A 14,585-nucleotide genomic window follows, 5' to 3' on the forward strand; every position below is an offset into this window, starting at 1 on the left:
GTCGATGAAGAGGTATCTTAGCACGCGGTACGGATTAACATCCGCCCAGTACCGCTACAAATGGAACTTGCCGGCTCATTATCCGATGGTCGCCCCGAGCTATGCCAAGGCCCGTTCCCAGCTCGCCAGGAGCCAGGGGCCTGCTGCGGCGAAATCGCCCGCGCAAGCCCACGGCTGAAATCAAGCCAGCGCCTTTTAAACCTCGAAGTCGATCCAAAGCGAAATCCGGTTGAGCGACTTTGCAGCCCTTGCGGGCGCGCTTTCCTGCGCGACGAGTTCGCGCGCAGGCGCATCCTGACCTGCATGGAGGCGGTCGCTTACCGGGACCGGCGTCAGGTCGACGCGCCGGCCTCGTGCTGGTGCAGCAACGGCCGGGTCGGCGAAGGGCGTGATGTTCATGACCATCGAGGACGAGACCAGCGTCGCCAAAATCCGCGGCTACGTCCAGGCCGAGGGGGAGGTCGTGCATGTGATCGCGCGCCATCTCTTCGACCTTTCGGCGAAGTTCGCGAGCGTTGGATCGCGGGGCTCGGCTTTCCCGCAGCCGCACGGCCGCGGCGACGAGTCCCATCATGGCTCGCCGACGGCTGATCCGCGCGGCATGCCGAAGGCGCGGAATGTGGTCGATCCCTATGGTCATATCCATGAGATCAGGGTGAGAACACGGGATTTCCGGTAACGGGGCCATTTCGAAACACCCCTTCCCACTAGACATCGCTGACCGGGTGTAAGGCGTTACTCGTTTATCCGCATCGTCCTTAGTCCGGATTGAACGATGCATCTTTCTTTTTTCTTTAGGAGACGCTCTTGTCGTAACCCCTACGGTCACCTATGTCCACTTGGAGGCGTCAAGTATGTCCGTTTGCTGGATGTTGCGGATTGCCGTAACTGCCTGCATCTGTTGGTTCAACAGCCAACCGGAGATTTAGCATGACTACCGAAACCGAACAACCGCCGGCCGAAGAGAGCTCCGCGCCGGCTGCGAAAGCATCAAAGAAAGCTTCGGCTGAAAAATGGGGCCAGGCGGTGATGGACCTAGGCTTCTGCGTTGTGCCGTCTCTGCTGTTGCGCGCCCAGCGTCGGCTGAACCTGAATCCGACCCAACTCGCGGTGCTGCTGCAGCTCTGCGACTTCTGGTGGGACAAGGAGCGCAAGCCGTTTCCCAGCAAGGAGACCCTGTCACAGCGCCTGAGCCTGAGCGAGCGCCAGATCCAGCGCTACATCGCCGAGCTGGAGCGTGAGGGGCTCGTTCAGCGGATCGAGCGGCGCGCCAGCAACGGTGGCAAGCTCAGCAACACCTACGATCTGACCGGTCTCGTGAAGAAGCTGCAGGCGCTCGAGCCGGATTTTCGCGAGGCGGAGGAGACCGCCCGTGCGGCGCGCAAGGCCGTTGCCAAGCGCGGCTACAGGTCGCCGAAATCCCCCGTTGCCTCGAAGGAGGCTGCGGCGTGACACAGAGTTTACGGGAGAAAAGCGCCGTAGAAACAGCTGAGCCCCGGGCGCATGCCAATGGCAGAGGCGGATCCAGGGCTTACGGAGAACAATATGGTTGACCGGGGGGCAGTGGTCAAGAACGCCTTCTCGTACAGCGATGCCGTCATCGATGCCCTGGAGACATCGCTATCTCCGGAGCGCATGGCGACCTATGTCACTCATGCTGCTGGTGATCGCCAGAAGGCGGTCCGCGTCTATACCTGGAACACGGCCGTCAGCGCAGCCTTCTATGGCCCGCTGCAGGGGCTGGAGGTCGCGCTCCGCAATGCCATGCATCGCGAGCTTTCGGCGCGCTACGGCACGGACTGGTATGACAATCCGGCTGCCGGCCTTGATCTGGGGACGACCACGAGGGTTTCGGCAGCGCGCGCCGATCTCCGCCGTGACGGCTATCCCGATGATCCACCTCACATAGTCGCGGCGTTGTCGTTCGGCTTCTGGGTCGCGCTGCTCGGGCCGGGCGGTCGTCTTCAAGGCTACGGCAAGGCCAACTACGACATGACCATTTGGCGCGCCGGGGTCTTTCGAGCGTTCCCGTGCGCGCGGCTGAGCCGCAAGGCCGCGCATGCGCCGCTCGACTACCTGCGCACCTTCCGCAACCGGATTGCGCATCATGAGCCGATCTTCGATCGCCACCTCGCCGCGGACTATGCCTCCCTCTTGCAGGTCGCCGGCTGGATCAGCGTAGAGACGCAAGATTGGATCGTGCACCACAGCCGCGTGCCGAGGGTGTTGGCACAACCGCTCGACGACCCCGGACTCCTGTTCTGACGCCTACGAATGTCGCTCCTCGCCGCAACTCAAATCTCCAAACCCGCCGACGAACAGGCCTTCGAGCGCGCATCTGTCGCGCTGTGGCGCGGTCTACTCGATGATCCGTCGGTGCAACGCAATGGCCGCAGGGGCCAGCGTCAGAACGGCGTCGATCTCTTCGGGATCCGCAACGACGATGCCGAGTGGCATGTCGGTATTCAGTGCAAGCTGAAGAGCGAGGGGCATTTCCTAACCGAGCAAGAGGTGCGCGACGAGGTTCGGAAGGCCCTGACCTTCAAGCCGCCGCTCAGGGAATATTACATGACCACCACAGCGCCCGATGATGTCGCGATGCAGGAGCTTGCGCGCGAGATCACGCAGGCGCTGGCGAAGGAGGGCAAAAAGCTCCGCGTGTTCGTCTGGGGCTGGAACACGCTGGAAGAAAAAATCAGCGAGGATGCCGCAGCCCGCAAGGCCTTCGATCCCACCTACGGGTTGTTCAGCGAGGAGCTTCTCGACGAAACTCGGAAAATTTCCAGCGTGCAGGTCGACACCCGCTCTGAGCTGCACGCGGGATTTTCGCGAATTGAGGCGTTGATCGTCGAGCGGGGGCTTGCTGTTCCACCAGGTGATGCGACTGTCGCCTTGAGTGCGATGGAGGCTCAGGTCGATGCCGAAATCGACGGCTACCGTGACCTCAACAACGACGGGAAGACGCTGACTGCGTTGCCCTTGCTCGAAAAGCTGCTCGAGCGCGTGAAGGCTTCGGCCTCTGGACGGATCCTGTTTCGCATCAAAGCAAATATCGGCCATTGCCTGCTTTCTCTGGGCAAGGAGGAAGAGGCTGCGGCCATGCTGCTGGCTTCCTATGAGCATGCGCCTGACGAACCGAAGGCGATTGCGAACAAGGCTTTCGGGCTCCTGTTACAGGGGAAATGGCGTGAGCTCCTCGCATTCGGAACGCCGCTGCTCGGGGCAGATCCTCGTAACGAGTGGCTTGCCGGCTATCTGGTGCAGGCGGCGCGTTTCGACCCCACCATCAGCGATCCGCTCAGCATCATCCCCCAACCGCTTCATAACTTCGTTGCCGTCCAGATCGGCTACGTCGACTTCGTCCGGCGGCGCAGGCCAGCCGGCGAATGGTGGTCGATTGCGCGGAAGACCGTGCACGCACACCCCCTCGACCCGCATGCCATCCGTTTCGCCGCGGAGGCCGATATCGACGAGATCTCCTCGAGCGAACGCTTTCGGAGGACCCAGCTTCTGTCCCCAGCGGACCGGACACGTCTCGAAGCGGCGGCGGCGGCGCTGACGGCCCAGTGGGAGCGCGCGCGGCTCAAGGACGCCGGCATCCAACCAGATGATGCAGCCCTTTGCGGCAACTTGCTCGTCGCGTTGCGGGCGCTCGGCGATCTGCGCACCGGTCTCGAAATCGCCCGTCAGGGCGTTTCCCTCGCCTCTGACGATGTCGAGCTCATCACCCGCGCGGTCGTCCTCGCATTCGACGCCGGCGATCAAGCGATGACGGCCGAGCTCATCGCAAGAATGCCGCGGAATCACGACTCCGTTTTGCTGCGCTTCCAGTTCCACGCAGCACGGGCGGAATGGAATGATATCGTGCGTCTCTGCGCGGAAGATGCCGAGCTATTTCCGCCGACCGAGGCGGCGATCATGGCGGCGACCGGCAGGCTTGCCGCGATCAAGGTCGGCGTGGCTGACCGCAACGAACGTGCCGAGCAGATTGCCGCTGTCGCCCGCGATGTTGCCGGCGACGCGCGCGCGAGCATCATCGTCGCGGATTTCGCCCGCCGGGAGGGTTTGGAGTCGGTTGCTGGCGCGGCCTTCAACGCCGCTTTGGCACATATCGATGCCGATAGTCATGCCGCGGATCGGCAGATGGTTGCGCATCACGCCGCTCGGCGTGGCGACTGGTCGATCGTTGCCGATCTCCTGGATGGGCATGTCGAAGAGCATCACGATAATGACGAACTGCGAATGCTTGCGCAGGCTCTCGTCAACGACAGCCCGATCCGGAAGCGGGCTCTGTCATTCTTCGAGCGGCTTTCTGATGCTGTGCGGGCACTCCCGTTCTATCTCCATGCGGAAGGATTGCTGCACTTCAATCGCGGGGCTTTGCCTGAAGCAGAAGCCGTTCTGAGGAAGGCTGTCGCGAAGCGGCCCGATCTCGACGATTACATCGCCTTGTTTTCGGTCTTGTATCGTCTCGACCGGGGAGACGAAATCAAGCCGATCATCGACGGGATCGACCTCGACAATGTCGCCGGCTCGCCGGGGCAGAAGATGTTTCTGGCGCAGGTGATGCGTAAGGCCGGGAACGGGGATGAGGCGCTTCGCTACGCCTATAGCGTGCTTCAATCCGCAAAAAACGATCCTGATGCCTGCTTGCGCTATTTCGGCCTGATCATGATGGATCCGGAAGATGGATACATTCCTGGCGCCGAGATCGTAGGCATCGATACCTGGGTTCGGCTGGAGAACGATCGCCACGAGGTTCATGCCTTCCTTATCGAGGCGGGCAAGGACCGGCCGGCCGAAGATGTCCTCGGACCTTCACACCCGACCGCGGCCGCAGCTTTGGACCGAAAGGTCGGCGACGAATTCGAGATGCCGACGGGTTTTGGCGAAATCCGCCGCTGGCGCGTCACAGCGATCAAACACAAGTACCTGCACGCCCTTCACGATGTGATGGAGAACTTTGAGAAGCGGTTCCCCAACGCCGCAGGCTTCTACACAGTCACGATGGAAGATGGCGACATTCAGCCCGCCTTGGAGCAGGTGCGGCGTGTTTCTGAAAGCAACCGCAAGGTTGCCGATCTGTATCTCGTCCACAACTGCCCGATCAACTTCGTCGTTTCAAAGCGGAGCCGTGGTACGGTCGGGTTCGTCGAATACATACGCTCGCTCGATTTCGATATTCGGACTTGCGATGGGACAGAGGTCGAGCGCGTCGCCGCACGTCAGCTTATCGAGCAGTATCGAGATACCGGCGCCGTCCTCGATACCTACACCGCCTGGACGGCCGCTACGATGGACGCCTTCGACGTCCTCAGATCCGTCTTCGGAACGATCATCGTGCCGCAATCCGTCATCGACGAATTGCGAACGGTGCGAGACGAGCAGGAGGTGCGTGCCGAGCCGTCTATGACCGTCGCCTGGCACAATGGCGAGTTCATCCGGCAGGAGCATACTGCCGAAGAGACTGTGGCGCGGCGAAGCTACATCGAAGAGCAGATGTCCCGCATCGAGGCGGCTTGCGAAATTCGTCCGGTCAGCATCCCTGACGAACCTTCCGAGCTTGCCGCGGTGATCTACCAATCCTTCGGACCCCATGCTCTCGACGCCGCCAATCTCGCGGACGCGAAGCATGTGCTTGTTTCGGAAGACATGTATTTCCGACAGTATGGCGAGGCCGCTTGCTCGACCAAAGGGGCCTGGCTGCAAGTGGTGTTCTCATTTGCCCTTGACCTGGGAATCGTGAATCATCGCCGTTATGTCGACTTGGTTGTCGGTCTAGCTTGGCGTCGTCACGGCCATCTTGCTTTAAATGCGGACGTGATGCTTACGGCGATCCGCGAGGATCAAGCGCGAGATCTCGGAAATTTTGCAGCGCTTGCCAATTTCATGGGCACGCGCAACGCCGAGTTGAGATCGCATATCAATGTCTGCGTCGAGTTCCTCAACCAGCTCTGGCTTGAACATGGTGAGTTCGACCTAGCCTGCAAGCGCGCGACGAGCATCCTGATCGAGCGAATGGTTCGGTTCCGGTCCAAAGACTGGGCGTTGGTGCTTGCCTTCATCAAGCGCGGCTGCGCCCCCTCCATAAGGCAATTTCTCGATGGCTGGATTGCTGGGCACTGCCTCTCCGATGACGCCGTAACAGCTGCTGGCGCGGAGATTGAAGTCGTGGCGACGCAATTGCGCGAGCGTCGTTCAGCGCGGACTGTCGCGGGCGAGCCAAAGACACCACGCGAGCGAGTGCGCAGGCGCCGCAAAAGACGTAGATGAGTCCGGCGTCTCCCGTCGGGCCGGGCTGTAGGCAAAGCCGAAGCCCCTGCGGGTCACCGCCCGCGCCGGCTTCCATCCCTGACGCGACGTTGAGCGTGGATGCGCATCATAGAAGTGGCGCCGCAGTGTATGCCGCGTGGTCGCTGGCTGGAACGGAGGCGTGCTAGACACGACCGAGCCATCGAGCGGGAATAGGCGCGCTCCCGGATGGAACCTTCATGAGGTCGCGCAATCGGGCTCTTGCCTAGAACCATGCGTTCCAGCTCGCCTGGGTTCTCGGCGTTCCGGTCACGCTCTTCCGGACGGACGGGCCATTCTCCGTCCCGCCTTCCGCTGAATTCGACCCCCTTGAAATCCGGCCGGCTCGTTGAGCCGGCCTTTCTCCTTCCGGGAGTGCCGCTTGCGAGCTGCGGCGGCAAGGGAAGCTCACGCCGCTAGCGCGCCCTTGCCGCCTTTGCTCTTCGCGGCGTCCGGAAGCCGCTCCGCGAGGTGTGGAGATAGGAAACAGGCAAGGAAAGGCGGACGCGAGCGCGTGCCGGCAGGATCATGGAACGGAATGAGCTGGAGGAGTTGCGGGTCCGCGTGCCGTGTGCCGCGGTGCTCGAGCAGGCGGGCTTCACGATCGACCTGCCGGAAAGCAGCCGCAAGGCGATCAAGTATCGCCGCGGAGAGGCGATCGTCATCGTGATCCATGCTGGGCGGGGCTGGTTCGATCCTCGGTCCGATGCGAAAGGCGATGTGTTCGGCCTGGTCGAACATCTCAACGGCGTATCCTTCGTCGAAGGCCTCGACCGTGTCGCTGCACTGGTTGGCTTCGTTCCGAGAGATCCAGCTTGGCTCCGGCCGCCGCGCGACTCCAGACCGGTACGGTCTATCTTCGAGCGATGGTCGAGCCGTCGCAGACCGTGGCCCGGCTCGATGATGTGGTGCTATCTGCGCGACGATCGCTTCCTGCCGGAGGCCGTCATCCGGGCTGCGATCCGCCAGGATGTCCTGCGTGAAGGCCCGTATGGCAGCATGTGGGCAGCGCACGGCGACGAGGCCGGCGCGGTCATCGGTTGGGAGGAGCGCGGTCGGGAGTGGCGCGGTTTCTCGACCGGTGGCGCGAAGTTGCTGTTCCGGTTTGGCTCGCCTGAGGCGGCGCGCCTCTGTGTGACCGAGGCCGCGATCGACGCCATGAGCCTCGCCGCACGTGAGGGCACAAGACCCGACAGTCTCTATCTCAGCACCGGCGGAGGATGGTCGCCGGCGACCGCCGCCGCGATCCGTATGCTGGCGGGGCGCACCGGGGCCTTGTTGATTGCCGCGACCGACAACAACCACCAGGGCGAGACCTACGCCCAGCGGCTGATGGTGATAGCCCGCGAGATCGGCTGCGGATTTGAGCGCCTGCGACCGGTGCAGGTCGACTGGAACGCCGGCTTGCAAGCGGCGACGGCGAGCGACCAGGAGGAGAAAGGAAGGAGAGAAGGGGACCGGGCTGCCGCATTCCCGCCGACCGCCTCAAGGGTGACGCTTCGCCCGGCTGCGCCGGCCCTTGACCCGCCCGGACGGAGAGGCGGCTGCAGGGGAGGGGTCATGAAGGGCTGAAGAGAGGATGGTGATCCCGTGACGGGGAGCCGCGCTCCGGCCCGACGAGGCTGAAGGAGCCCGCCATGAACCTCTCTCCCGCCCGCAAGGTATTCCAGGGCGTCGCCGATCGGCGCCAGATGTTCCGGATGTTCGACCGCCACACGCAGCGCCCGAACCGTTTCGAGGGCAATGACAGCGCGCTCTATCGCGGTGAGTGGTTCGAGATCGGCCAGGCCGAGCACGACTACATGCTCGCGGTACTGCCCCCGCTCTGGATGCGCGGGGGCATGTTCTCGATGCGCGAATTCCTGACCGGGTCGATCACCAGCATCTTCTTCACGCTCTCGATCGACGGCCGGGTCCGCTACTTCCACGGCTACTGCGATCTCGCCGCGAAGGCCTCGCCGGCGTTGATGCGCGACGCGATCATCGAGCGTGAATCCCGCCCGGTCCGGGCCATGACGCGGGAAGAGCGGCTGGAGCATATCTGGTCGAGCACCCATGACGCCTATCGCGGCTACGCCGATGGGCGCTTTCCGAGCGCCCAGCACGGACAGCGCATCGTCATGATGTGCGCCTCCTGGCAGGCCCGAGACTTCAAGCTGCTCGACGAGCTCTCCGATGCGGAAATATCGGCCAAGCTGCCGGTCGATCTGCGCTACCTTCCCGAGCGACAAGCAGCATGACGGGTGGCGGCGATGTTCACCTTCACCGTCACGGAGATCCGCGCCATCATCATGCGCGGACGGATCGACGCCTTCAATAATGGCGGCTTCCGCAATCCCTATTACGGCCTCCGCCCAGGCGAGGGCGAGAAGCCCGGTCTCTGGCTCGTCGGTGACGAGGGCGTGTACGCGCTCTCCAACGGCAAGCTCGCTGAAGGCCAGCGTGCGCTCGTCGTCTACGCGCAAGAGTGCGATCCCAAGACCAATCCCGACTGCTGGCACTACAAGCGCCAGCATTTCGGCGGGGATGACGGCATCGAGTTCCTCGATGCCGAGATGCTCATGAAAATGATCACGGGCTCGCCCACGGCGACCCATCTAACGATCACGATGACCGACGCCAGCCTCTCGGTCTCCCTGATCCGCCGCTGACCGCCGGCCGCTCAGGCCCACTCCTCGAACTCACTCGCGATCATCGCTCCGGCCGGGCAGCGCCCGGCTGGCCGATGACGCGCGCCTTCAACCCAGGAGAATCTCTCATGGCGCAGGACGATCCTTTCACCATCGACCTCTTCGGCAACACGGCTCTGTCGTCGGGGCTTGGTCTCGGCGTTACGGCGTTCGCCGGCGACTTCACGGTGGAGTCCAATGACGACGACGATCCCGAGCCGCCGAAACCCGCGCCGGCTGGGGCGAGGCAGGCGCTTGCTCCTTCGGTTTCGACCGAGGAGCGCTTGCGCGGCAGCAATTTCTATCTCGCCGGCGACCGCGCCCTGGCTGAGGGCTGGAAGGCGCGTGCCCGCGACAACATCGCGGCGATCCGATTGGCTGTCGAGATCGCGGCGGAGGATCGGCATGCGACGGCAGAGGAACAGGCGAGCCTGATCCGCTTCACCGGCTTCGCCGCGTCCGATCTCGCCAACGGCGTCTTTCGCCGGCCCGGCGAGACCACCTTCCGCAAGAGTTGGGAGGAACTCGGCGCCGAGCTGCAAGATGCGGTTAGTGAGATCGACTACGCCTCGCTCGCCCGCTGTACGCAATACGCCCATTTCACCCCCGAATTCATCATCCGGGCGATCTGGGCGGGGCTGCAGCGTCTCGGCTGGCGCGGCGGTCGCGTGCTCGAGCCCGGCATCGGCACGGGACTTTTCCCGGCGCTGATGCCGGAAGCCTTGCGCGACCTGTCCCATATCACCGGCGTCGAGCTCGATCCGGTGACCGTGAGGATCGCGCGCCTGCTCCAGCCGCGGGCCCGGATCATTGATGGCGACTTCGCCCGCACTGAACTGCCGGCCGCCTTCGATCTCGCGATCGGCAATCCGCCCTTCTCCGATCGCACGGTGCGCTCGGACCGCGCTTATCGTTCGCTGGGTTTGCGGCTGCACGACTATTTTCTGGCGCGCTCGGTCGACCTGCTGAAGCCAGGCGCCCTCGCCGTCTTCGTCACGAGCTCTGGCACGATGGACAAAGCCGACGCGACGGCGCGGAAGCATATCGCGAAATCCGCGGACCTGATCGCCGCGATCCGCCTGCCGGAAGGCAGCTTTCGAGCTGACGCCGGCACGGACGTCGTCGTCGACATCCTCTTCTTCCGCAAGCGCAAGCCCGCGGAAGCGGATGGCGATCTCGCCTGGCTCGATCTCGACGAGGTGCAGCCGGCGAGCGAGGACGGGGGCGCCATTCGCGTCAATCGCTGGTTCGCCCAGCATCCGGAATTCGTGCTCGGCACGCATGCGCTGACTTCGGGGCCTTTTGGCGAGACCTATACCTGCCTTCCGCGCCCCGGCGAGGATCTCGCCGCAGTGCTGGGTGCAGCCATCCTGTTCCTTCCGGAAGCCCTCTATGACGGCGAGCCGAGCGAGATCGATTTCGATCTGGCGGATGCCGACGATCGCGATGATGCCAGCTCGGCCGCCGGACGACATATCCGCGAAGGCAGCTTCTTCGTCGACAACGCCCGCGGCCTCATGCAGCTCATCGATGGCACGCCCGTCGCGGTGCAGATCCGCAAGGGCCGTAGTGCCGAGGGTATCCCCGAAAAGCACGTCAGGATCATTCGCAAGCTGATCCCGATCCGGGATGCCGTCCGCGAGGTGCTCAAATGTCAGGAGCAAGATCGGCCCTGGAAGGACGCACAGGTGCGTCTGCGGATCGCCTGGTCGAGCTTCGTCCGCGACTTCGGTCCGATCAATCACACGACCGTGTCGGTCACGGAGGACGAGGTTAGCGGCGAGCTCCGCGAGATTCATCGCCGGCCAAACCTGCAACCCTTTCTCGACGATCCCGACTGCTGGCTCGTTGCCTCGATCGAAACCTACGATCTCGATACCGACACGGCGAAGCCCGGGCCGATCTTCTCGGAGCGCGTGATCGCGCCGCCGGCGGCGCCCGTCATCACCTCGGCGGCCGACGCGCTCGCTGTCGTGCTCAACGAACGCGGCCGCGTCGATCTCGAGCATATCTCCGAGCTGCTGCATCAGGACGTCGCCGGCGTGATCGCGGAACTCGGCGATGCGATCTTCCAGAACCCCACCGATGGGGCCTGGCAGACGGCGGATGCCTATCTCTCTGGTCCGGTCCGCGACAAGCTGAAGGCGGCCGAAGCCGCCGCGGCGCTCGATCCGCCCTTCGAGCGCAATGTCCGCGCGCTGCTCGACGTCCAGCCGAGCGATCTCGGCCCCTCCGAAATCACCGCCCGGCTCGGCGCGCCCTGGATTCCGGCGGCCGACGTCGTCGCCTTCGTCAAGGAGACGATGGGCGCGGAGATCCGCATCCACCATATGCCCGAACTGGCGTCGTGGACCGTGGAGGCACGTCAGCTTGGCTGGATGGCGACGGGCACCTCGGAATGGGGCACGGATCGGCGCCATGCCGGCGAATTGCTCGCGGATGCGCTGAACAGCCGCGTGCCGCAGATCTTCGACACGGTGAAGGACGGCCACAGCGAGCGCCGCGTGCTCAACGTCGTCGACACGGAAGCGGCGAAGGAGAGGCTCTCCAAGATCAAGACCGCGTTCCAGACCTGGGTCTGGTCCGATCCCGATCGCACCGATCGCCTGGCGCGGGTCTACAACGACCGCTTCAACAACATCGCGCCGCGAAAATTCGATGGCTCCCATCTGAAACTACCTGGCGCCTCTGGCGCCTTCGTTCTTTATGGGCACCAGAAGCGCGGTGTCTGGCGGATCATCGCGGCGGGCTCGACCTATCTCGCCCACGCCGTCGGCGCCGGCAAGACCATGACGATGGCCGCCGCCGTCATGGAGCAACGCCGCCTCGGCCTGATCGCCAAGGCGATGCTCGTCGTTCCCGGTCACTGCCTGGCGCAGGCGGCGCGCGAGTTCCTGGCGCTCTATCCGTCCGCACGCATTCTCGTCGCCGACGAGACGAACTTCACCAAGGACAAGCGCGCCCGGTTCCTATCGCGCGCCGCGACCGCGACCTGGGACGCGATCATCATCACGCATTCGGCGTTCCGCTTCATCGGTGTGCCCTGGGCCTTTGAGCAGCAGATGATCCAGGATGAGCTCGAACTGTTCGAGACACTGCTCACCAAGGTGGAAAGCGATGACCGCGTCTCGCGCAAGCGGCTTGAGCGCCTCAAAGAAGGGCTGAAGGAGCGGCTGGAAGCGCTGGTGACGCGGAAGGACGATCTCCTGACCATTGCGGAGATTGGCGTCGATCAGATCATCGTCGACGAAGCCCAGGAGTTCAGGAAGCTCTCCTTCGCGACCAATATGTCGACGCTGAAGGGTGTCGATCCCAACGGCTCGCAGCGCGCCTGGGATCTCTATGTGAAGTCGCGCTTCATCGAGACGAAGAATCCGGGCCGTGCGCTGGTGCTCGCCTCGGGCACTCCGATCACGAACACGCTCGGCGAGATGTTCTCGGTGCAGCGGCTGATGGACCATGCGGCGCTGCAGCAGCGTGGCCTGCATGAGTTCGATGCCTGGGCCTCGACCTTCGGCGACACCACGACCGAGCTCGAATTGCAGCCCTCCGGCAAATACAAGCCGGTCTCGCGCTTCGCCAGCTTCGTCAACGTGCCCGAGCTGATCGCGATGTTCCGCTCCTTCGCCGACGTCGTGATGCCAGAGGATCTTCGTCAGTACGTGAAGGTGCCGGCGATATCGACCGGTCGGCGCCAGATTGTCACCGCCAAGCCGACCGGCGCATTCAAGCGCTATCAGCTCCAGCTCGACGCCCGCATCAAGGCGATCGAGGAACGCGACCGGCCGCCGGAGCCCGGCGACGACATTCTGCTCTCGGTCATCACCGATGGTCGCCATGCCGCGATCGATCTGCGCCTGGTCGATGCCGACAATGACAACGAGCCCGACAACAAGCTCAACCGGATGATCGATACCGTCTTCCGGATCTGGCGGCAGACGCGAGAGCAGACCTATGTGCAACCGGACGGCAAGCCCTATGAGCTACCGGGCGCCGCGCAGATGATCTTCTCGGATCTCGGCACGATCAGCGTCGAGAAGACCAGGGGCTTTTCCGCCTATCGCTGGGTCCGGGATGAGCTCGTTCGCCGCGGCGTGCCGACGGCCGAAATCGCCTTCATGCAGGACTACCGGAAATCCGAGACGAAGCAGCGGCTCTTCGGCGACATCCGCTCCGGCCGCGTTCGCATTGTCATCGGTTCATCCGAGACGATGGGCACCGGCGTCAACGCGCAGCTCAGGCTGAAGGCGCTGCACCATCTCGACGTGCCCTGGCTCCCCTCGCAAATCGAGCAGCGAGAAGGCCGGATCGTCCGCCAGGGCAATCAGCACGATGAAGTCGATATCTACGCCTATGCGACCGAGGGCTCGCTCGACGCGACGATGTGGCAGAACAACGAACGCAAGGCACGCTTCATCGCCGCCGCGCTCTCGGGCGACACCTCGATCCGCCGGCTCGAGGATCTCGGCGAGGGCCAGGCCAACCAGTTCGCCATGGCCAAGGCGATTGCCTCCGGTGACCAGCGGCTGATGCAGAAGGCTGGACTTGAAGCCGACCTCGCCCGATTGGACCGCCTGCGGGCCGCCCATATCGACGACCAGCATGCGGTGCGCCGGCAAATCCGTGACGCCGAGCGCGACATCGACGTCTCGGTCCGTCGCATCGCCGAGATCGGCGAAGACATCGAGCGCATTGTCCCGACCACCGCCGAGGCCTTCGCGATGAGCGTCACCGACAAACAGTTCGCCGAACGCAAAGAGGCGGGCAGGGCGTTGATGAAGGAGATCCTGACGCTCGTGCAGCTTCAGCACGAGGGCGAGGCGATCATCGCGTCGATTGGCGGCTTCGATCTCGCCTTTTCCGGCGAGCGCCTCAGTCGCGACGGCTATCACTTCAGGACGATGTTGCTGCGGACGAATTCCGAACAGGAGATCAACCTGCCCATGACGGTGACGCCGCTCGGCGCCATCGCACGCCTCGAACATGCGCTCGATGAGTTCGAGGCCGAGAGGGAGCGCTATTGCGAGCGCCTTGCCGACGCACGCAGGCGGCTTGTCTCGTATCAGGCGCGCGGCGAGGGCGAGTTCGCCTTCGCCGATGAGCTCGCCGACAAGCGGCGGCAGCTCGCGGAGATCGAGCGGGCGCTTGCCCTCGACATCGAGAGGGGCGGAGAGGGCAGTGCCATCGCCGCCTAGGCGGCCGTCCCGCGCAGTTCTTCGACCAGCTCCGGGTGCTGGTCGAGGAGCCGAAGCAGCTGGCTGGTCGGACCGCTCGGCTCGACCAGGCCACGCTCATATTTGTCGAAGGCGTTCTCCCCGACCTTCAGCAGGCCCCCGGCCTCGCGCTGCGACAGTCGCAGTTTCTCGCGGACCCGCTTGATAGTGGTCGGCGACGGGATGCCTTCGACCTCTTCCTTGAGATTGCGCAGGGCCATGTCGGTGACGGCCATGTCATCGCCGACATGGACGCCCTCGTCGCCGTTTTCCGGGTAATAGCCCGGCAGCTCGACGGTGATGCTCTTGCCCTTGTAGCTGACGATGAAGGGACGCACATCGCGGCGCAGCGTCTCCCCGGTTTCCGGAGAGACCATCGTCTCGGGCAGCTTCTGCTTCGATAGCGCCATGG

General features: G+C 63.9%; 11 protein-coding genes. 9 read left to right on the forward strand and 2 right to left on the reverse strand.

The features are described from left to right. Positions 1-4 precede the first annotated feature (4 nt). Positions 5-178 carry a MucR family transcriptional regulator gene (locus IED13_RS16865; protein ID WP_089172843.1) on the forward strand — a complete coding sequence of 58 codons (174 nt, stop codon included), beginning with the start codon at positions 5-7 and terminating at the stop codon, positions 176-178. Between the two features lie 17 nt (positions 179-195). On the opposite strand, the gene IED13_RS16870 is transcribed toward IED13_RS16865, so the two are convergent. Beyond that, positions 196-399, reverse strand: coding sequence for a hypothetical protein (locus IED13_RS16870; protein ID WP_157732861.1), 204 nt, complete (start codon positions 397-399; stop codon positions 196-198). Between IED13_RS16870 and IED13_RS16875 the strand changes: the two genes are divergently transcribed. The 8 genes from IED13_RS16875 to IED13_RS16910 all read left to right on the forward strand — a co-directional run bounded on the left by IED13_RS16875 (position 392) and on the right by IED13_RS16910 (position 14,155). Then, positions 392-679 carry a hypothetical protein gene (locus tag IED13_RS16875; protein WP_089172844.1) on the forward strand — a complete coding sequence of 96 codons (288 nt, stop codon included), beginning with the start codon at positions 392-394 and terminating at the stop codon, positions 677-679. The genes IED13_RS16870 and IED13_RS16875 overlap by 8 nt on opposite strands. Positions 680-930: 251 nt before the next feature. Beyond that, positions 931-1,452, forward strand: a complete 522-nt coding sequence (locus tag IED13_RS16880) for a helix-turn-helix domain-containing protein (protein WP_089172845.1) — start codon at positions 931-933, stop codon at positions 1,450-1,452. A 93-nt stretch (positions 1,453-1,545) separates the two neighbouring features. After that, positions 1,546-2,265, forward strand: coding sequence for a hypothetical protein (locus IED13_RS16885; RefSeq protein ID WP_191124831.1), 720 nt, complete (start codon positions 1,546-1,548; stop codon positions 2,263-2,265). A gap of 9 nt (positions 2,266-2,274) precedes the next feature. Then, on the forward strand, positions 2,275-6,273 hold the full coding sequence (locus tag IED13_RS16890) for a PIN domain-containing protein (RefSeq protein WP_089172847.1): 3,999 nt from the start codon (positions 2,275-2,277) through the stop codon (positions 6,271-6,273). 546 nt (positions 6,274-6,819) lie between these two features. Further along, positions 6,820-7,863: a DUF3991 and toprim domain-containing protein gene (locus IED13_RS16895; protein WP_248312630.1), complete on the forward strand. Its 1,044-nt coding sequence runs from the start codon at positions 6,820-6,822 to the stop codon at positions 7,861-7,863. 65 nt (positions 7,864-7,928) lie between these two features. Further along, positions 7,929-8,531, forward strand: coding sequence for a DUF1419 domain-containing protein (locus tag IED13_RS16900; protein ID WP_089172848.1), 603 nt, complete (start codon positions 7,929-7,931; stop codon positions 8,529-8,531). A gap of 12 nt (positions 8,532-8,543) precedes the next feature. After that, entirely contained in the window at positions 8,544-8,942 is a 399-nt protein-coding gene (locus IED13_RS16905; RefSeq protein ID WP_089172849.1) for a DUF3085 domain-containing protein, read from the forward strand. Between the two features lie 107 nt (positions 8,943-9,049). Beyond that, positions 9,050-14,155: a DEAD/DEAH box helicase family protein gene (locus IED13_RS16910; RefSeq protein ID WP_191124832.1), complete on the forward strand. Its 5,106-nt coding sequence runs from the start codon at positions 9,050-9,052 to the stop codon at positions 14,153-14,155. Here IED13_RS16910 and IED13_RS16915 read toward each other — a convergent pair. Then, on the reverse strand, positions 14,152-14,583 hold the full coding sequence (locus IED13_RS16915; RefSeq protein WP_089172850.1) for a type II toxin-antitoxin system MqsA family antitoxin: 432 nt from the start codon (positions 14,581-14,583) through the stop codon (positions 14,152-14,154). The genes IED13_RS16910 and IED13_RS16915 overlap by 4 nt on opposite strands. Between the last annotated feature and the right edge of the window lie 2 nt (positions 14,584-14,585).

It is taken from the genome of Allobosea spartocytisi (assembly GCF_014764685.1).
Lineage (GTDB): Bacteria > Pseudomonadota > Alphaproteobacteria > Rhizobiales > Beijerinckiaceae > Allobosea > Allobosea spartocytisi.